The organism is Enorma sp. (assembly GCF_982429025.1).
On the sequence record NZ_CEWCAA010000040.1, the window covers coordinates 1 to 19,627 of the forward strand.

At 63.2% G+C, this 19,627-nt stretch carries 15 protein-coding genes; 1 reads left to right on the forward strand and 14 read right to left on the reverse strand.

What is annotated here, in order from left to right; translation table 11 throughout:
• Positions 1 to 335: 335 nt before the first annotated feature.
• The 12 genes from AC1VS5_RS07210 to secA form a co-directional block, all read right to left on the reverse strand.
• Positions 336 to 479, reverse strand: a complete 144-nt coding sequence (locus AC1VS5_RS07210; RefSeq protein ID WP_019129171.1) for a rubredoxin-like domain-containing protein — start codon at positions 477 to 479, stop codon at positions 336 to 338.
• 276 nt (positions 480 to 755) lie between these two features.
• Positions 756 to 1,259 (reverse strand): flavin reductase family protein, encoded by a 504-nt coding sequence (locus AC1VS5_RS07215; RefSeq protein WP_019129170.1) that lies wholly within the window; start codon positions 1,257 to 1,259, stop codon positions 756 to 758.
• A 178-nt stretch (positions 1,260 to 1,437) separates the two neighbouring features.
• Positions 1,438 to 1,908: an SsrA-binding protein SmpB gene (gene smpB, locus AC1VS5_RS07220; protein ID WP_022349278.1), complete on the reverse strand. Its 471-nt coding sequence runs from the start codon at positions 1,906 to 1,908 to the stop codon at positions 1,438 to 1,440.
• Complete coding sequence (locus AC1VS5_RS07225) at positions 1,895 to 2,860, reverse strand: hypothetical protein (protein WP_481218198.1); 966 nt, start codon at positions 2,858 to 2,860, stop codon at positions 1,895 to 1,897. The genes smpB and AC1VS5_RS07225 overlap by 14 nt, the downstream gene beginning before the upstream one ends.
• A gap of 64 nt (positions 2,861 to 2,924) precedes the next feature.
• The gene (locus tag AC1VS5_RS07230; protein ID WP_481218199.1) at positions 2,925 to 5,015 is read right to left on the reverse strand and encodes a ribonuclease R family protein; all 2,091 of its coding nucleotides are present in this window, start codon (positions 5,013 to 5,015) and stop codon (positions 2,925 to 2,927) included.
• A 220-nt stretch (positions 5,016 to 5,235) separates the two neighbouring features.
• A complete protein-coding gene (gene ftsX, locus AC1VS5_RS07235) occupies positions 5,236 to 6,153 on the reverse strand; it encodes a permease-like cell division protein FtsX (protein WP_481218200.1) in 918 nt (305 codons plus the stop codon).
• On the reverse strand, positions 6,140 to 7,375 hold the full coding sequence (gene ftsE, locus AC1VS5_RS07240) for a cell division ATP-binding protein FtsE (RefSeq protein WP_481218201.1): 1,236 nt from the start codon (positions 7,373 to 7,375) through the stop codon (positions 6,140 to 6,142). The genes ftsX and ftsE overlap by 14 nt, the downstream gene beginning before the upstream one ends.
• Positions 7,376 to 7,573: 198 nt before the next feature.
• Positions 7,574 to 8,500, reverse strand: a complete 927-nt coding sequence (locus tag AC1VS5_RS07245) for a transketolase family protein (protein WP_481218202.1) — start codon at positions 8,498 to 8,500, stop codon at positions 7,574 to 7,576.
• A 3-nt stretch (positions 8,501 to 8,503) separates the two neighbouring features.
• The gene (locus AC1VS5_RS07250; protein ID WP_481218203.1) at positions 8,504 to 9,403 is read right to left on the reverse strand and encodes a transketolase; all 900 of its coding nucleotides are present in this window, start codon (positions 9,401 to 9,403) and stop codon (positions 8,504 to 8,506) included.
• A 455-nt stretch (positions 9,404 to 9,858) separates the two neighbouring features.
• The gene (locus AC1VS5_RS07255) at positions 9,859 to 10,770 is read right to left on the reverse strand and encodes a YitT family protein (protein WP_481218204.1); all 912 of its coding nucleotides are present in this window, start codon (positions 10,768 to 10,770) and stop codon (positions 9,859 to 9,861) included.
• A gap of 723 nt (positions 10,771 to 11,493) precedes the next feature.
• Positions 11,494 to 12,618, reverse strand: coding sequence for a peptide chain release factor 2 (prfB, locus tag AC1VS5_RS07260; protein ID WP_276868570.1), 1,125 nt, complete (start codon positions 12,616 to 12,618; stop codon positions 11,494 to 11,496).
• Complete coding sequence (gene secA, locus AC1VS5_RS07265; RefSeq protein WP_481218205.1) at positions 12,618 to 15,443, reverse strand: preprotein translocase subunit SecA; 2,826 nt, start codon at positions 15,441 to 15,443, stop codon at positions 12,618 to 12,620. Before secA ends, prfB begins: the two co-directional genes overlap by 1 nt.
• 612 nt (positions 15,444 to 16,055) lie before the next feature.
• Between secA and AC1VS5_RS07270 the strand changes: the two genes are divergently transcribed.
• Positions 16,056 to 16,562, forward strand: coding sequence for a pyridoxamine 5'-phosphate oxidase family protein (locus AC1VS5_RS07270; RefSeq protein WP_419045129.1), 507 nt, complete (start codon positions 16,056 to 16,058; stop codon positions 16,560 to 16,562).
• Between the two features lie 507 nt (positions 16,563 to 17,069).
• Here AC1VS5_RS07270 and rpmE read toward each other — a convergent pair.
• Together rpmE and AC1VS5_RS07280 are read right to left on the reverse strand one after the other, a co-directional pair.
• Complete coding sequence (gene rpmE, locus AC1VS5_RS07275; RefSeq protein ID WP_019129152.1) at positions 17,070 to 17,501, reverse strand: 50S ribosomal protein L31; 432 nt, start codon at positions 17,499 to 17,501, stop codon at positions 17,070 to 17,072.
• Between the two features lie 553 nt (positions 17,502 to 18,054).
• Positions 18,055 to 18,909 (reverse strand): Cof-type HAD-IIB family hydrolase, encoded by an 855-nt coding sequence (locus AC1VS5_RS07280; protein WP_481218206.1) that lies wholly within the window; start codon positions 18,907 to 18,909, stop codon positions 18,055 to 18,057.
• Between the last annotated feature and the right edge of the window lie 718 nt (positions 18,910 to 19,627).

Genomic DNA, 19,627 nt, shown 5'->3' on the forward strand with positions numbered 1-19,627 from the left:
CTTCGAGCGCATGAAGCCGAGTAGCGCGGACAATAGAGTGAACAAAAGCCCAGGAAATAAGGGGTGCCCAGTGAGTCACTACCCAGCGTCCCCCTCAAGAAGTGCCCAAAAGTTGAAACCAAGCTGCCCAGCAGGTTCCTCGCACCGCGTACCCCGCCCGTACGCCCGTACAGCGAGCAGGTTGTGGCACCATCCGCGCGGCGGGCAACAGCGGAGCAGGCAACGGCCCGCGCCTCGACGCGGGAAGAGCCTCGCACTTCATGAAGAGACCCCAACAGAAAAGAGGCCGGAGCTCGGCCCCGGCCTCTCATTCGCATGCAAGCTGTTGCGAGCTGCTACTCCTCGACCAGCTCAAACTGATCCGGGCCGACGCCGCACACGGGGCAGACGTAGTCCTCGGGGAGCTCGGGGGTATCGACCTCGACCTCGTAACCGCACACAACACACACGAACTTATAGGTCTTCTTCTCGTCGCTCATGTGAATCCATCCTTTCATCGGGCCGGTGTACTTCGTGCCGGCGTATTGCGAGTATAACCCGCAAGGCCCATCTGCATACCCGTTTTTGAGAACTCATCCGAATACCAAAATGTTATTCGCTTGATGGCATACCGATGGTCCGGCACAAGCGCATGAGCAAGCGGGCATGCAAGCACACCGGCAGCGGGATGTGTCAGCAACCGGTCGCGCGGAGCAAGGACCGCGCACCACTTGGCGCCGTCTCGCCCAAACGCCTATGAAATCCCTCGTATCCGCCTATCCCTGATACGACGAAGCCTTGGGTGGCGTCTTGCCCTTGAGCACGGCGTGGTAGTAGCCGTAGGTAAGCGGCTCTTCGCTCGAAAGGCGCTCGGCATCCACCACGTCACCGATGAACAAGAAGTGCGTGCCAACATCCACCGTCTCAACAAGGTTGCACGCGAAAAGCGCGCAGGCGTGCTGCGGGGAATACGGGCTCCCCACCGCAGAGGTCTCGCAGCCATACTTCTCGAACTTGTCGTAATCTGCGCTCGTGCGGAACCCGAAGTTCCCGATGTAGGGCATGTCTGCCGTTTGGTCGATAGCCGTCACCGTGAACGCACCCGCCTTGGCGATCACGCCCGCAGTGACGTTCTCCTTGTTGACCGCCACAGAAATCCTCGGCGGCGTTGCCGTAACCTGCACGGCCGTATTGATCACGCATCCCGCTTTTTGGCCATCTGCCTCGGCAGATACAACATACAAGCCGGACGTCATCGTGAAGAAAGCGGTCAGATCCATACATGCCCCTCTCGTGTAACGGGGCACGGACAACGCGCCCCTTCGTACCAGTCTAAGGCCCACGCCACAACCGTGGAGGGATGATTCGGCCAGCGGCCCGCGCGCAGCCGGCGCCCGCGCTTTGCCCGCGCGCAGCCGGCGGCCCACGCCGTACCCACAGCGCTGCGCCACGGCCCCGCTAGCGGCTACGCTCCTTGAGGGCGCGCTCGATCTCGCGTTGCATGTCGCGCTTTGCCATGTCCTCGCGCTTGTCATAGAGCTTCTTGCCGCGGCCGAGCCCCAGCATGAGCTTCACACGCCCCTGGTCGTTGAAGTAGAGCTCGAGGGGGACGAGCGCATAACCGCGCGTGCGCAGCTTCTGGTCAAGATGGTCGATCTCCTTGCGATGAAGCAGGAGCTTGCGCCGGCGATCGGGGTCGCGGTTGAAAATCGAGCCATGGCTGTACGGGTGGATGTGCACGCCCATGAGCCAGCATTCGCCACCTCGAATGAGCGCGAAGGTGTCGCTGATCTGGCAGCCTCGCTCGCGCAGGCTCTTGACCTCGGTGCCCGAGAGCTCCACACCGCATTCATAGGTTTCCTCGATGAAATACTCATGGTGCGCGGAACGGTTCTTCGCGATGAGCTTCCGCTCCCTACGACTCGGCATCGGAGCCTCCATCCTCGTTTTCCGCTGCCGCAAGGCCCGCCTGCGCGCTCGCCGCCATCACGGCATCAACGACCTCGCCCTCACTGGCCGGCGCATTGCCACCGGAATGCTCCGCCGCCAGCTCCGCATCCGTTTCACGAATCAGCTGGATGAGCGCCTTTGCCGCATCCTCGCCAACCAGGTCGCGGGCGCGCAGGGTGTACCGAGTCGCCTCGTTGCGGTCGCCCTCCTGCGCGGCATCGGTAGCGCACATGAGCAGACAGATAGCGATCTCGGCGTTCGGATCGGCTTCGAAGCCCTGCTCTTCGAGGGCGCGGGCGGCCTCTTCCTCGCTCGCATTCGCCTCCTCGGGAGCTTCGGCCATGAGGCGCTGCATGAGGGAGAGCGTCTGCCGCTCGCCGGGAGCATACGCCGCCGCGCGGCGCGCGAACCCCGAAGCGAGCATCTTCTCATCCTTATCGAGGAAGAACAGCCCCAGACCCGCGCACGCGCGCCCGAAGAGCTTGGCGTCTGCCGCACGCGCGAGCACGGAGTAGTTGAGCGCCGCCCACTCGCGCGCATCGCCGAGCACGCGGTACAGCTCGGCAAGGTCGAGCCGGTAGGCGCAGTTCATCGGATTCCAGCGCACCGCCTGCTTGAGGGCATCGCGGGCGAGCGCGTACTCCTGCTGCTGGATATAGACGAAGGCGAGGTCCGAGTACACCCGGTCGAACGGAATCGGCGCCTGCTGGATGGTGCGCGGGTCTTTCTCAACCCGGCGATACGCCAGAAGCTCGAACGAATCGGAAAACGTGAAGTACTGAATATGGTCGGTCGCACGGCACACGCGCTCCGCATAGTCCTCGATGGCGTCGCGCATCTCCAAAAGCGCGGGCAAGGCGCTCTCAACATCTCCCTGACCGAGGAAGTTCTCTACGTGCTGGATATCCTCCAAGCTTACGGACAGGTCCATTGGTCCTCCAAAAAACTTGCATCGAGCGGCGCATGCGGCCGCCCGGCGTACTCGCTTCCTCGCATCAGTGTAGCGCACGCGGTGAGGTGACGAGCGCCAGATCGAGATGGCCGCGCGCAGGATTGGCCGAGAGCACCTCGACGATCACCCGGTTGCCGGGGCGCACGGCACGACCGCTCACCGACCCCACGAGCGCAAGCTGGCGCCCGTCGAAATCAAACCATTCATCTCCCAGGTCACGCAGGTGGATGAGCCCCTCGGCCTGCGTATCGTCCATGCGGGCGAAGATGCCCATCTCGCTCACCCAGCTGATGACCGCATGGTACTGCTCGCCGATGCGCTCGCCATAATATCGCGCAACCTCGACCTTCTGCGAGGCATGAGCCGCCGCGTCGGCGATGCGCTCACGCTCGCTGCACGCCCTGCAGAGCGCGGGGAGCACGGCATCGAGCCCCTCTCGCCCCGCGCCCACCAGACGCGGAGCGCGCTCGCGGACCGCGCGTGCACCCAGGCGCTCCCGGGCAAGGGCGAGCTTGAGCGTGCGGTGCACGATAAGGTCGGGGTAACGCCGGATGGGGCTCGTAAAGTGGCAGTATGCCTCGGCTCCAAGCGCATAGTGCCCCTCGTTGTCTGGCCGATAGACCGCACGCTGCATGGCACGCAGCAGCAGGGCGTTCACAAGCTCAAAGACCGATGTTCCCGCCGCCTCATCGATGGCACGGCGCATGGCTTCCTGGCTGCCTGCAGAGATGGCAAGGCCGAGCGTCCTGTCGATGACGCCGAGCTCCACGAGGGCAGATGCCGCGCCCTGAAGGTGATCGGGGGCCGGGTCATCGTGCACGCGGAATGCGCTCGCAACGCCGCGCCGCGTCAGGTATGCCGCAACGCACTCGTTCGCAAGGAGCATCGCCTCCTCGACAAGGCTCGTCGCCGCGGTCCGCTTGCGGCACGTGAGCTCGTAGGGCCTCCCCGCTTCGTCGAGGAGCGCGTGAACTTCTACGGTATCGAAGTCGAGCGCGCCCCGCCGTTCGCGAACCGTGCGGCGCAGCCGCGCAAGGTCGTCCGCTGTGCGCAGCACCTCGACAAGGTCCGCTCCCTCAGCTGCCGCATGCGCAAGCTTCCGAGCAAGGGCGCTGTCCGGGCCGCCCTCGGCCGCAGCAGCCTCCCCTGCCTCCAGAAGCCTATCCGCCTCGCCGTAGGCCAGGCGCACGCGGGAGCGAATGATGCTCGGGTACATGCGCGCACCCTGCACGCGCCCGCGGGCATCGAGGCTGATATCGACCGTCATGGCAAGCCGGTCCTCATCGGGTCGCAGTGAGCAGAGGTCGTTGCACAGCCGTTCGGGAAGCATGGGCAGCACGCGGTCGGCGAGATACACCGACGTGCCGCGGCGCCGCGCCTCAAGGTCGATGGAACTTCCCCATGCAACGTAGTGCGACACGTCCGCGATGTGCACACCGAGCTCGAAACCGCCCGCTGGCGTGCGCTCAATCGAGATAGCATCGTCGAAATCCCGCGCGTCGGCAGGATCGATGGTGAAGGCGAAGCGGTTTCGCACGTCGCGCCGAAGCGGATCGGCGAGTGCGCCCTCGATATCTTGGACAAGCTCCGACGCTGCGTGCTCGGGCTCCTCAGGATAGCCGTCCTCAAGATCGAAACGAGCCATAACGCACTGGATGCCCAGGTCGGCAGCATCCTCGCCACCGATGCGGCGCTCGATGGTCACGACACCCGACTCGTAACGCGACGGATAGGAAACGATGCGAGCGCGAACGATGTCGCCCACCTGCACCCCTGCATCGCGCGCGGAGCGGTCGTGCGGGAGTATGAAGAAGTCGGCCTTTATGCGCGTATCGAGCGGATGCACGGCGCCGAGCGGGCCCGCTTCGGCGTAGGTCCCCACGATGGAAGCCGCCGCTCGCTCAATCACGCTCTCCACCGTGGCGCGCTTGCCGCCCTCACCGCGCTGGACGCTCACGGCCACAACGTCGCCGTCCATGACCTCGCGCAGCGCGCGGCCAGCCAGCTTCAGCGACCCTTCAGCTGTCTCGACGAACCCGTGCCGTTCGGTAAGGCGAACCGTGCCCGTCAGGCTCGGCCGCCGCTCACGCCGCACCGGCGAACGCCGCCCGCGCCCCGAACGCTTTCGGCCCATGCTTCTCACCTGCCTCCATCAAAAAGGAGAACATCAGCAGAGCCGATGCTCCCACACACGTTCTACCCACTGCCCCAAGGTATCCAAGGTGTAGCCCAAAACCTTTACAGGGAAGGCCGGCCTTTCCTCGCGCGCGATTCCGTAGGAGTTCAGCAAAAGCTGAACTCCGAGGACCAGCGCGAGAGGAAAGACCGGCCTTCCACTCGTGAGCATTCTTGGGCTACACCTTGAGATACCGCCGCATCGCGATGGCGGAACCAAAGAGACCGATGACCAGGCCGACCAGAATCAACGCGCCGTAGGTCATGAGGTATACCTCGAGCGGAATCTCGAACTGCCACCAGCTCACCATGTTCATGACGCGCGGCATGAGGAAGTTGCGGACGAGCTCCAGCACGCCAATGGAAAGCAGCGCGCCAAGGAGCGCCTGCAACACGCCCTCGGTCACGAACGGCCCGCGAATGAAGCCGTTCGAGGCGCCCACCAAGCGCATGATGGCGATCTCGCGCCGGCGCGCCGTGATGGAGAGGCGAATCGTGTTGTTGATGAAGATGAACGCGATGAAGGTGAGCAGCGCCACGAGCACGATGCAGGCGATGCGGATGTAGCCCGTCACCTGGAACAGACGGCCCACCATCTCCTGGCTGTACTGCACGCTCTCGTCAACATCGCCGTTATCGGCCATGGCCTGGAAGTCCGTATCTTCCTTGATGCGGTTGGCCATGTCCTCAACCTGCGAAGAATCCTCCATCACGACCTCGTACGAGCGGGGCAGCGGATTCTCTCCGTCGAGCGCGGCAATCGTCGAATCGGCGCTCGACGACATGCTGCGCCAATCCTCCAGCGCGTCGTACTTCGACTTGAAGTTGACGCTCTGGACGTTCTGCCAGCTCTCGAGCTTCTCTTGGAACGCCTGTACCTCGTCGTCGGTGGCGTCGTCCGAGATAAAGACGTTGATGGTCACCGTGTCCTCGATGGTGCCGATGGCAGACGTAACGAGCGCCGAGCCCACGATGAAGAGGCCGATGATAAAGAGCGACAGGAAGATGGTGATGACCGCACCGAACGACGTGGTCCAGTTGCGGAAGAAGTGGCTGAATGCCTCGCGGAGCGAGTAGCCGATGTTAGAGGGCGCCATAGTTGCCGTAGCCTCCCCTCTCCTGGTCGCGCACGACGTGGCCGGCCTCGAGCGCGATCACGCGCCGGTGCATGGAGTCGACCATCTCGCGGTCGTGCGTCGCAACGATTACCGTGGTCCCCGTGCGGTTGATGCGCTCGAGGAGCTTCATGATGCCCAGCGAGATCGCCGGGTCGAGATTGCCCGTAGGCTCGTCGCAGATGAGCAGCGGCGGGCGGTTGACCATGGCGCGCGCAACGTTCACGCGCTGCTGCTCGCCACCGGAAAGCTGGTCGGGCGTGGAGTTCATCTGCTCCGCCAAGCCCACCAGTCGCAGTACCTCGGGCACCTGCGCGCGGATGACGCCGCGCGGCTTGCCGATGCACTCGAGCGCGAAGGCCACGTTCTCGTACGCGGTCTTGTTGGGCAGGAGGCGGAAGTCCTGGAACACGATGCCCATCTGGCGACGCAGGTAGGGCACCTTGCGGTTGCGAATGCGGGTGAGGTCCTGCCCGGCGACCATGACGCGGCCCTGGGTGGGCTTGACCTCGCGCATGATGGTGCGCAGCAGGGTGGACTTACCCGAGCCGGAGTGGCCCACCAAGAAGACGAACTCACCGGGGTAAATCTCGATGTTGACATCCTCGAGCGCAGGCTTGTTGGGCTGTGCCGGGTAGATCTTGGTCACGTGCTCCATCACGATCACCGGGTCGACGCCCGCCTCGCGCGCCATCTTCTTGCGCGATTCCTGCACCGGCGCGAACACCTGCGTGAAGTCGGAGCTCTGAAGCGCGGTGTCGAGGGTCGCAACCTCATGGGCCTGGTCGGCAGTCACCTCGGGTTCGGGAGCCGCCATGGGATCGGGGATCTGAGGCAGCTGGGAGCTTAGATCGCCTTGCGGCGCAGGTGCGTCCAGAGGCGACGGCACGCCCGCAAGCGCATCCGCAGAAGCGGGGGCTGCGAAGTCGCTGTTCGCCGGTTGGTAGGCAAACGGGTCAATGGTTGGTTCAGAGACGCTGTTCTGGGCGGCATAGGCCGCGGGTTGCGCGTACGTCTGCTCGGCAGGCGCGGCGCCGAACAGGGCGTCCTCGTTCGCATCGGCGCCTGCTGCAAAGCGCGAACCGGTCTGCCCCTCGGATTGCCCCTCGTACGAGGTGGAATACGCAAAATGGGAGGCCGTCTGCGGCTCTGTTTGGCGCGGAGCGTCCTGCCCTTCATCGGGTTTACGGAAGTGGTTGCCCACTGTTGCTCCTTCAAGTCGTGCGTTTTATCTACATGCGCGATTTATTGTACCAGCAAGCGCCACCGCACACAGAAAAGGCGTAGAGGAGCTGTGCCCCCGCGAGGCGGCGGCGCACAACGCAAAGCGGGGCGAGCGCACAGCCGGCACTCACCCCGCCCCACACGCCCGCACGCGGGCGAGCGGCATATCGCTAGCCGTCTACTTACCGAGCACCTCGCGCACACGGGCGGCGATACCTGCGGCATCCAGACCATAATAGGCAAGAAGCTCGGCCGCATCGCCGGACTGGCCGAAGGTCGTGAGCCCTAGGCGCGTCACCGGCACGGGGTGCTTCTCGCCGAGCAACTCGGCCACGGCGGAGCCCATGCCACCATAGATGCTGTGCTCCTCGACCGTCAGCACGCGCCCGGTCTTTGCCGCGGAGGCGATGATCGTCTCCTCGTCGAGCGGCTTCACGCTCATGACGTCCACGACTTCCGCCGAGATGCCCTCAGCAGCAAGCGCGTCTGCCGCCGCAAGCGCCTGCGCGACCTCCACGCCGCACGCCATGATGGAGATGTCCGAGCCCTCGCGCAGCACGTTGGCGAAGGCGACGTCGCAGGTGAAGCCCTCGTCATAGACCTCGGGCAAGGGCTCCCGCCCTAGGCGCACGCAGAAGGGACCAGGCGTTGCCGCAGCCAGGCGAATCGCAGCCACGGCGCTCGCGTAATCCGCCGGCACGAGCACACGCATGCCCGGCAGCACGCGCATGAGGGCGATGTCCTCGAGTGCCTGGTGGGTCGCGCCGTCCGCGCCCACGGTAATGCCCGCGTGCGTGGGGCAGATCTTCACGTTCAAGCCCGAATCGCACACGGTGTTACGAATCTGTTCCCAGCAACGGCCGGTGCCGAACACCGCAAACGAGCCGGTAAACACCGTGCGCCCGGTGAGCGCCAGGCCCGAGGCCACGCCGATCATGTTCTGCTCGGCGATGCCCACGTCAAAGAGGCGGTCGGGATAGGCCGCTCCGAACTTAGCAGTCGTCGTGGAGCCGCAGAGATCGGCGTCCACGGCCATGATGTCCATGCCCTCGTCGACGAGCTTGATGAGCGTCTCGCCGAACGCGGCGCGCGTCGCTTTCGCCATGACCTACGCCTCCTTCTGCGCGGCGAGGAGCTCCTCGTACGCGGCATCGATCTCTGCAATGGCCTGCGCGGCCTCCTCATGCGTGGGCGCCACGCCGTGCCAGCTGGCCTGGTCTTCCATGAAGGAGACGCCCTTGCCCTTCACCGTCGAGGCGATGATGATGGCCGGCTTGCCCGTCACCGCGATGGCCTCGTTGAGCGCGCGGTGCATGTCGGCGACATCATGGCCGTCCGCCGCAATGACCTCCCAGCCAAAGGCAGCAAACTTATCCGCGACGGGCTCGATGCCGTTAACGTCGCTCACATGGCCATCGATCTGCAGGTTGTTGCTGTCGAGAATCGCCACGAGGTTGTCGATGTGCTGGTGCGCGGCGAACATGGCCGCCTCCCAGTTCTCGCCCTCCTGGAGCTCGCCGTCGCCTGTGAGAACGAACACGCGCTTGGGGTCTCCACCGTCGCGCGCGGCGTCGGCCTGGAAGCCGAGCGCAATGCCGCATGCTACGGAAAGGCCTTGGCCAAGCGAGCCAGTGCAGACCTCCACGCCCGGGCATGCATGGCAGTCGGGATGCCCCTGCAGGCGCGACCCCATATGACGGAGCGTCTTGAGCTCGGCATGCTCGAGATACCCGATCTGGGCGAGCGCCGCGTACAGAATGGGGGCGGCATGACCCTTCGAGAGCACGAAGCGATCGCGCTCCGGATTCTCGGCATCCCGGGCGTCGTAGCCCATCACGCCGGAGAAAAAGAGCGTTGCCACGATGTCCGCCGCCGAAAGCGACCCGCCCGGATGCCCGGAGCCCGCCGCCTCGAGCATCTCGACGACATCGCGCCGCATCCGGTTGGCGATGAGGGCAACCTGCGCGTCGTCGTGTGCGCAAGCGCTTCTCAACTGTTCTGTTGCCATGTCCGTCCCTTCAAAGAGAAGTCCCCCTAAGACTCGTTCATCATAACAGGTGGAAGGCGGTAACTGGAGGCTGCAAACACCGTCGCGAAAACTGCACCAGCGGTGGCACGCGAAATGAACCCGTGCCCGCATATGTGGCCGCAAGCCGCCGGACGCCCGGCTCACAGACGGGCCAGGCGCAGCTTCGCATGCATGGGGTTTACCCATCTACTTTGGGGGCCTGACGAAATCCGATCCTTTGGCACGAGTTTTGTTCGCATCATCTACCTGCAGAATTGCATTATTACTGCAGGTAGATTGCGTTCTATTATTTGGAAAAACTAGCCTCAAAGGATCGAATTAAAACGAGCCGCGTCAGTAGGCAACCAATCTATGCATATTAATGTCACCAGATTGCATATCAAGCCCCATCGACGACGCAGCGGGACGCTCAGCGAACGCCGAGCCTGACCGCGCTACGCAGAGAAATCCTTGAAACCGTAGCCGATGGCTTCGCTCACGTCGGTAATCATGATGATGGCGTTAGGGTCGTACTCATGCACGATGGTCTTGATGATGGGGATCTCGCTCTTGCTCATGATAAGCAAGATGACCGGCCGCTCGGTTCCGGTATACCCGCCGCGCGCCATGAGCTCGGTGCAGCCGCGATCCATCGTCGTAAAAATCGCCCCCTTGATGTTCTCCCACTCGTCCGACACGATGAAGGCCGCACGCTGGCGGTTGCCACCGTCGACCACCGCATCGATCACGTAGCCGGAAAGCACCATAGAAAGCGCTGCATACAACGCCTGGATGAGCGAAAACACCGGCGCCGAGGCCACGCACACCGCCACGTCGATCACCATGACCGTCGCGCCCACGGGCAACGATGTCTTGCGCGAGATGATCTGCGCGATGGTATCCGAGCCGCCTGTGTTGGTGCCGGCGCGGAACACGAGGCCATAGCCCAACCCCGAGATGATGCCTCCCCACAGCGCAGAGAGCATGAGGTCGTTCGCCGCGTCGGCGAAGGTCTCGGCCAGGGGCACGAAGAGGTCGGTAAAGAAGCCGAAGAGCACGAAGCCCGTGATGGTGCGCACCGCATAACGTACGCCGCCCGTGCGCATCACGAAGAGCAGCAATACGATATTGAAGACGATGGTCTGTAGACCAACGGGCAGGTAGAAGCCGTTGCGGCGCGCAAGCTCGGAGAGGATGGTGGCAAGACCGGTGAGACCGCCCGCAGCGAGGCCGTTGGGCACCATGAAGATGTCTACCGCGAGCGCAGCGATGGCGCAGCCCGCCACGACGAGGGGCAGGTCGCGCACGAAGCGCGAACGGATGAGTTCGGTAAGGTTGACGCGCGAGATATTCACCCGAGAGGCCATGGGCCCGTTCCTTTCTGCGCACGGCGCACGCGGACCAACCGGGCCGCCTCGCACCGCCGTACCCTAACAGGCGCATGACGTTGAGTTTTCCGCTGGCTATGGTAGCACGTCAACCGTTCGTTCACACGGATGCCGCAATGTCGTGGACCAAGAAGGGCGGCCGAGTGCATTCGTTCCACTTTTGGGAACATCTATTTCGTTTGCCGTCCGACAGCATCCTTGCAGTCGCCGCAATCCTGCGGTTTCCCTCAATGCAAACCAAGCTTTCCGGATGAAGCCGGAAAGATATTCCCAAAAGTGGAACGAGCCGGCACCGCAGCGACAAGGCGATGCATGCAAGACGGTCCTCGTTTTGTCGGAATCGTTAGCTGGATTTCAGCGTTAATCGTATTTTGCGCCGACGCGACCGTCTCCCCTAGTACCGGCGTCACGTTGCAAAAAGACGCCTTATACAGCATCTATAGCACGCAGACAATGGGACACAAATATGGAACGCTGCATTCCACGTTTCCTCGGTATATAGTGCGGTGCCCGGAGACCGACTCCCGGGCGCCGAACATGGGACGCTCGTCCCTGTCGCCATTGTCTCTCTAGCGTAAAGGCGGTCTAGAGCTATGAGCCGGACCGCCTTTCTCGTATCAATCCCAGAAGTCCCGCGCACTGGTTCAAAATGACCCCGTCCCAAAATGGGTCAATGAGACAAACGTGCCTGGCACGTTTGTCTCATTCGGCGCTCGTGGCCCAACGGTGATAGCCGATGATGAACGGATCCAGGTCGCCCTCCTCCAGTACAGCATCGACGTTGCCGGTCTCCACACCGGTGCGGAGGTCCTTCACCATCTGATACGGATAGAGCACGTAGCTGCGGATCTGGTTGCCGAAGCCAATCTCGGTCTTGGGGCCGCGGATCTCGTCGAGCTTGTCCTCGCGCTTCTGCAGTTCCAGCTCGTACAGGCGCGCCTTCAGGATCTGCATGCACGCTGCCTTGTTCTGGATCTGCGAGCGCTCATTCTGGCAGGTCACGACGATGCCCGTAGGCAGGTGCGTCACACGCACGGCGGAGTCCGTCGTGTTCACGCCCTGGCCGCCGGGACCGCTCGCGTGGTACACATCCACACGGATATCGTCGGGCGCAATCTCGATGTCGATGTCGTCGGGCAGCACGGGGATGACCTCCACGCCCGCAAACGTGGTCTGGCGGCGCTTCTTAGCATCCGTGGGGCTGATGCGCACCAAGCGGTGCACGCCGGCCTCGGCGCGGAGCATCCCGAACGCGTCCTTGCCCTCCACGGTGAAGGTCGCACGGTCGATGCCAATCTGCTCGGCCGCCGGGCAGTCGTTGACCGTGACCTTCCAGCCGTGGCGCGCACAGTACTTCATATACATCTTGAACAGCATGAAGGTCCAGTCCTGGGCCTCCAAGCCACCCTGGCCGGGCTTGATGGTCACGATGGCATCGCCGTGGTCGAACTCGCCGGTAAACCAACTCGTCAGCTCCAGCTGGTCGATGGAGCGGCCCAGCACCTCGGCCGTGGACGCCGCCTCGGCCACCAAGCCGGCCGCCTCGGGGTCGTCCCCCATCTCGCCGGCGAGCTCAAGCGCGGCGCGCGCGTCGGCAAGCTCCGCGCGGGCATCCTCGACGGCCTTCACATCGTCGCGCGCCGCCGAGAGCTCGGCCATGACTGCGCGCGCATGCTCGGCATCGTCCCAGAAGCCCGGCTGGGCGCTCTGGCGCTCGAGCTCCGCCGCACGCTCGCGTTTCTCGTCCAGATGCAGATAGACCTCAACCTCATCGAGGCGCGCCGCCAAGGCGTCGAGCGCCTCGGCCGTGATGCTCTCCTCGGCCATTAGCGGTTCCTACCGTGGCAGTTCTTGAACTTCTTACCGCTGCCGCAGGGGCAGGGGTCGTTGCGCCCCACGTTGGCATACGGGTCGCCGCTCTCGGCCTTGACGTAGGTCTTGACCGTACCCTGTGCAGGCGCGGGCGCACGGCCGGCGGCGTTGGCGGCCTGCGCGGCGGCCTCGCGACGAATGGTCGAGGAACCGCCCTCGCCATCCACGTCGGCGGGGCCGGAGTACGTCGCGCCCGAGAGCTCCGCGGGCTCCTCGGCCGCCTGCTGCGCGGCGCGCGGGGCCTGCTTGACCTCGATGCGCAGGATGGTGCGCAGGTAGTCCTCGTACATGGTGTCCACGAGCGTCTGGAACGCGCGGAACGCCTCGCTCTTGTACTCCACGAGCGGGTCGCGCTGGCCGAAGCCGCGGAGCCCGATGCCCTGCTTGAGGTAGTCCATCTCCTGCAGGTAGCTCATCCAGCGCGTATCGATCACGCGGAGCATGACCTGCGTGTTGAGCTCGCGCATGAGCTCCCCGCCCACACGCTCGGCCTTCTGGTCGTAGCAATCCTTGACATAGGCGAGCACCTGCTCGTTGATCGCGCTGAAGCTCGCGTCCTCGTCATCGATCTGCGGCGTATCCGTGCGGCCGGTGAGCTCGACGATCCACTTATGCAGGCCCTCGAAATCGCGCTCGCCCTTCTTGGAGTCCTTGGGGCAGAACTCGGCGACGCAACGCTCCACGGTATCGGCCATGACGTCGGTGATGTGCCCGGCGAGGTCTTTGCCGTCGAGCACCTTGTTACGCTCGGCGTAGATGACCTGGCGCTGCTTGTTCATGACGTCGTCGTACTCGAGCACGTTCTTACGCATGGAGAAGTTGATGTTCTCGACCTTGCGCTGCGCGCCCTCGACGGCCTTGGAGATGAACTTGTGCTGGATGGGCAGGTCGTCCATATCGGCCGACGACATGAGGTTCGAGATGCGGTCCATCTTGTCGCCGCCAAAGAGCCGCATGAGGTCGTCCTCGAGCGAGAGGTAGAACTGCGTCTCACCGGGATCTCCCTGACGGCCGGCGCGGCCGCGGAGCTGGTTATCGATACGGCGGCTTTCGTGCCGCTCGGTGCCGATTACCGTGAGGCCGCCCGCCGCAAGCACCTGCTCGCGCTCGCGGGCGCACGTCTCGCGGGCCTGCTTGAGCGCCTCCTCATAGGCTGCCGCCCGAAGTTCCTCGTAACCCTCGGCCTCGGGATCGAGCCCCTTTGCCTCGACCATCTCGTTCGCGAGCTCCTCGGGGTTGCCGCCGAGCAGGATGTCCGTACCACGGCCTGCCATGTTCGTTGCGATGGTCACAGCGCCCAAGCGGCCGGCCTGCGCAACGATGTGCGCCTCGCGCTCGTGGAACTTTGCGTTCAGGACCTCGTGCTTGATCCCGCGCTTGTTGAGCAGGCGCGACAAGCGCTCGGAGCTCTCGATGGAAACGGTGCCCACAAGCACGGGCTGACCTTTGGCATGACGCTCGGCAACCTCATCGGCAACGGCGCGGTACTTGGCATCGATCGTGCGGTACACGAGGTCGTCATGGTCTTTACGGACCACCGGCTTGTTGGGCGGAATGACCTGCACGGGCAGGTTGTAGATCTCGCGGAACTCGGCATCCTCGGTGATGGCGGTACCGGTCATGCCGGCAAGCTTATCGTAGAGGCGGAAGTAATTCTGCAGGGTGATCGTGGCGAGCGTCTGGTTCTCCTCGCGCACGAGCACGCCCTCTTTGGCCTCGATGGCCTGGTGGAGGCCATCGGAATAGCGGCGGCCTTCCATGATGCGGCCCGTGAACTCGTCAACGATCTTGACCTCGCCGTTCGTGACCACGTACTGCTTGTCGCGATGGAACATGTACTGGGCCTTGAGCGCTTGCTGCAGGTGGTTCACGAGCTGGCCGGAAAGGTCGGCGTAGATGTCGTCGATGCCGAGGCGCTTCTCAATCTTCTTCAAGCCCTGCTCGGTTGCTGCGATGGTGTGCTTGGCCTCGTCCATCACGAAATCGCCGTCGGGCTCGGGCGCGGGCTCGGGCGACAGCGGGTCGTGCTCGACCTCGGGGGCGCGCTTAAGACCGCGGACCGCGCGGGCGAAGTCCTTATAGGTGCTCGCCGACTTGGTGCCGGCGCCGGAGATGATAAGCGGGGTGCGTGCCTCGTCGATAAGAATCGAGTCGACCTCGTCCACGATGGCAAAGGCATGGCCGCGCTGCACGCGCTGCGATGCGCGAAGCACCATGTTGTCGCGCAGGTAATCGAAACCGAACTCCGAGTTGGTGCCGTACGTGACATCTGCCTCGTAGGCAGGACGCTTCTGCATGAGCGGCATGCCGTTCTGCAAAAGGCCGACCTTCATGCCGAGGAAGCGGTAGATCTGGCCCATCCACTCAGAGTCGCGCTTGGCGAGGTAATCGTTCACGGTGACGATGTGCACGCCCTTGCCGGAAATCGCGTTGAGGTAGCCGGCGAGCGTTGAGACAAGCGTCTTGCCTTCACCGGTTTTCATCTCTGCAATCTGGCCATCATGGAGCGTCATGCCGCCGATGAGCTGCACATCGAAGTGGCGGAGGCCGGTGGTGCGCTTGGACGCCTCACGAACCACGGCAAACGCCTCGGGTAGCATGCTGTCGAGCGACTCGCCGTTCGCATAGCGCTCGCGGAAGAGCTCGGTCTGGTGGGCGAGCTCCTCGTCGTCCATCTTCTCGTAGGTGGGCTCGAGGCCGTTGATCTTCTCGACGACCTTCTGATAGCGCTTGAGCTCCTTATCGGAGCCGATTGAAAGGAGTTTTGAGACGAATCCCATGTGGTTCCCTTTTCACAGGAGGTAGTTCGCGCCGCGCGACACCCGCCGCGCCCCAGAACCGCCCCCGATGGACATACTCAGACTGCTTAACTCTATCCCTTTGGCGCACGGACGATACACACGGTGCGCGCATCCCACGGAGAAACCACGGCGAATGGGCTCCCGGGGCCATGTCTCGGCTGCTTGCCTGCAACTCGGGCAGCTCCGACTCGCACGCACATCTTGCAAGCAGAGAATACGCATATCGACAACGAGCAGGCAGCGGCTTCGCGACGAACGTGCCCGCGCCGTTAGGAAGCACAGCAGTTTACTCTCATGGTCAATTTAATATGATTGGTGGTAGTTAAGAAGCGGCGCACGCCCAGCTAAACCTCATTTTGGGGGCTTATTCATGATTGCCATCGATAATCGGGCAAAAGGCACCCTGCCTGGACCACTCCACAACGCTCTTCAGCAGCGCTAGGTGCTCCCAAGCACCACTAACCGTACTAAATTGGCCATGAGGGCGAGATTTTATAAAATCGCAGCCGAACGAATGCCCATACAAGCCTCGCTATATGATTGGTTGCGTAAAGTAATTACGTCAACCATGCTAGGGGGCTCACGTTGAACATGAGACTGGCAAAACGCGAGGTACGCGAAACGAGTGAGCTGCGGGCAATCGTCGATAGCTGCCAAACCGTTCGCGTCGGCGCCGTTGACGAAGAGGGAATGTTCATCGTTCCCATGAGCTTTGGCTACGACTGGGAACTGGACGAATCCGGCACTCCCCGCCTAACGCTTTGGCTGCATTCAGCTGGCGCGGGACGCAAGGCCGCGGCATTTGGGGCAAACGGAAACGCCGGGGTCGACGTCGCGATCGAGATGGACTGCGAAGATGGCGTCATCACCGGGCCGTACGCGTGCTCGTACTCCTTTGCGTACCGGAGCATCATGGGGACGGGGCGCATCTACCCCATCGCTAGCGGCGAAGACAAGGTCTACGGCCTCACGCGCATCATGGAGCACATGGCTCCCGGCGCGCCGCAAGCGCTCGGCCCGGGCGTGCTCGACCGCACGGCGGTGTGGCGCATCGACGTTGCGAGCTTCACTGGCAAGCAGCGCCAGCCTAAGGCATAGGTCGCCAAAGAAATAAGACCTTGCCAGAACGCTGCATGACGGGTTTTCGCCCACTGAATCTAACGGTCTTTATCCAGACGGACTTTCAATAAGGTAGGCCGTTACCTTTCAACCGGGCAGGCCATTATTCAAGTGACCATTAATTAGGCGAGCCTTTATCAAGGCACCCAAAACAGGCGCGCCTCGACCTTCGTGATTGTTGGGCAGCTTTCGAATGTTCGAGGCATCGTTGGGCGAGATTCCGTCATAGCGCGGGCCCTATGCGGCGAAATATCGCCCAAATACGCCCCAGATGTCCGAACCTCGCCCGACAACGCCCCAGGCGTCATATTTCCCCGGGCGCCCGAATCTCGCCCGACAACGCTCCGAACATCCAAAGCTCGTCCAAAGGCGTGCGGCGCGCGCCAAGCAAGCGACAACACTCACATGGCGAGGCATATACAACAAAAAACGACCCGCACCGGATTCCGATGCGGGTCGCTCTTCCCTCTGTGCGTGCAGCAGGTGCTACTCGGCAGCAGCCTCGGTCTCAGCCTCAGCAGCGGGGGCCTCGGTCTCGGCGGGAGCCTGAGCGGCCTCCTCCTCGGCCTTCTTGGCGGCCTCGGCGGCGTACTTGGCAGCACGCTTGGCCTTCTCGGCGGCCTTGGCCTCGCGCTCGGCGGCCTTCTTGGCAGCGGCCTCCTCGGCGGCCTTCTGACGCTCAGCCTTCTTGGCGGCCTCGCGCTCGAGCGCAGCCTGAGCGGCACCGCCGAACTTGTCGGCGAAGCGCTGGACGCGTCCGCCGGTGTCAACGAACTTCTGCTGGCCCGTGTAGAACGGGTGGCACTCATTGCAGAGCTCGACGCGAATCTCGGGGACGGTGGCGCGGGTCACGAAGGTGTTGCCGCAAGAGCAACGGACCGTGCACTCCATGTACTCGGGATGGATTCCAGGTTTCATGCAGGGACTCCTTACGATCTCGTCCTGGTTACCGACCAGGGCATAAGGCGTCTTGGTTTCCGACCAAGACAGAACAACTGTGATAGGATAGCACACCTGCGCGAAAGCTAGGCGAAGTCATAAAAGCATCATGCTCCAGGAGAACGCATGCCGCAACGTGCACCCGACCTTACGGCATCTTAACCCGCGGCTGAGTTAGCCCTCATCGCACCCGGCGAAGCGCCTTCTCCCCCAGGTCCTCCCCAAGCGAAACGCCAACCGCGCGTGGCGACGGAGCCCAGAAACAACGGACTACTTGCCCAGCGCAGCAAAACTCTCGTCAAAGGTGCGGATTTTCGAGGACCGCCCGGATATACCCGGTTCAAACAATATTAAAACCGCAGGTAGGAGAAGTGTCGTTGTATAGGCTACTCCGCCCGAGCCATAAAATTCGATCCTTTGACGGGAGTTTTGTCCCGCGCAGGGCCACGAAGGGGCGGGGCGTCTCAGAACCTCGGCCGAAGCGCCTCGGATGCCGCGGCCGCAGCGTCACGAGCGCCGCGCGGGGGGCAGCTTACTCCTGGTCGATGAGCCCTAGATGCACAAAGGCGTTCCAGAGGCCGCCGTCGTCCACATCGGTTGTAACCCAATCAGCGGCCTCCTTGGCCTCCATGCCGCCAGAGCCCATGCAGACGCTCTGGGCGCACGCCTCGAACATGGGGATGTCCACCTTGGCGTCGCCCATGGCGATGGTGTCGGCCAAATCGGCACCGAGGTGCTCCACGAGCACGCGCACGGCATGGGCCTTATCGATACCCCTAACCCCAAGGTCGCCGAATAGCGCATGCTCGCCCTTGCCGCCCCATGTACCCGCTTTGAGGTCGGGGAACTCCTCGACAGAATCAAGATGGTCCTGATAGCTCGACAAAATGAAACTCACTTTGTTGAGGTCGTCGCGGTAGAGCTCGGCGCCATACACGATGCCGTGAAGGACGTCCTCGACCTCGAGCCCATCGACCTCCTCGAGCGTAGCCCCCTTGCCCAGCATATACTGGCGCAGTACGGGCCGCGCCGCCTCCTGGAAGCGTTCGCTCGCAAACAGGCCGTTGTAGCTCTCGAGGTAGAACTCAAGACCGCGGCCATGTAGCCAGTCCACGATACGCTTGCACTGGTCGAATGTGATGAGCTGGTGCATCACGACCTGGCCTGCGTCCTCGACGTACGAACCGTTGCCGCCAATCATGCCGTCGAAGCCGATTGCCCAGATTTCTGGCGGATTCTCGGCCTTGCTGTGGCCCGTGCACATATAGACGCGGTGGCCGCGGGCGCGAGCCAGCCGAATCGCGCGAACTGCCGAAGGCGGGACGTTGTTCTCGTAGTCCGTGATGGTTCCATCGACGTCGAGAAAAATGATCTTGCAATCGGCCATGGAGCATCCTTTCCGCCTGCCGCGAGAAGAGAACTGCCGCCCAACGCTTCGAGGCGAGGGCGGCACGCCTGCGCGCCCGCTCTGGGGCGACGCCATCGGCGCACCACCCCTCGAGGCGAGGACGGCGCACCGGGAGCGAAGCCTCGCCTTCTCATCTAAAAGTCCTAGGGTCTCTGGCGCATGATGAGTCAAAACAAACCCGTCCCAAAATAGCTCACTCGCAGAGGTGCTCGACAACGCTGCATGCATCGATATCTATACGCAGTCGCATAACCTCTACCCTGCGCAGATGTTCTGCGATCGGCTGCTCTCCGCAGGGCGCAACGCAACCTGTCACGAAAGCCCGGAGCGGCTCGTGCGAACCGCCCTGGCCACAGGGGCCAACCACGCCGCGGTGGCCATTTCGTACTCGGGGCTCAACCAACAGCTCGATGCCCTCTATGGATGACTGTTCGCTCGCGACTACGAGCACAGCATCGCGTTTCTGGAACGGTCGCTCCCCTACACGAGGCTGCCGGGATCGGACGACGCGGAGCCCGGCCAGGCGCTCCCCCGATCTGCGGGCACCGGAGCGCGGCCGAGCGGTACGGGGCCCTCAATCCAGTCATAACTCCATATTTGCCACAGTGGTGATACGCGGCGGACGCCGAGCGCAACATATATGGAGTTAAAGGGGCCTAGGACCGGTCATAACTTCAAATCTGTCGCGGTGGAGATA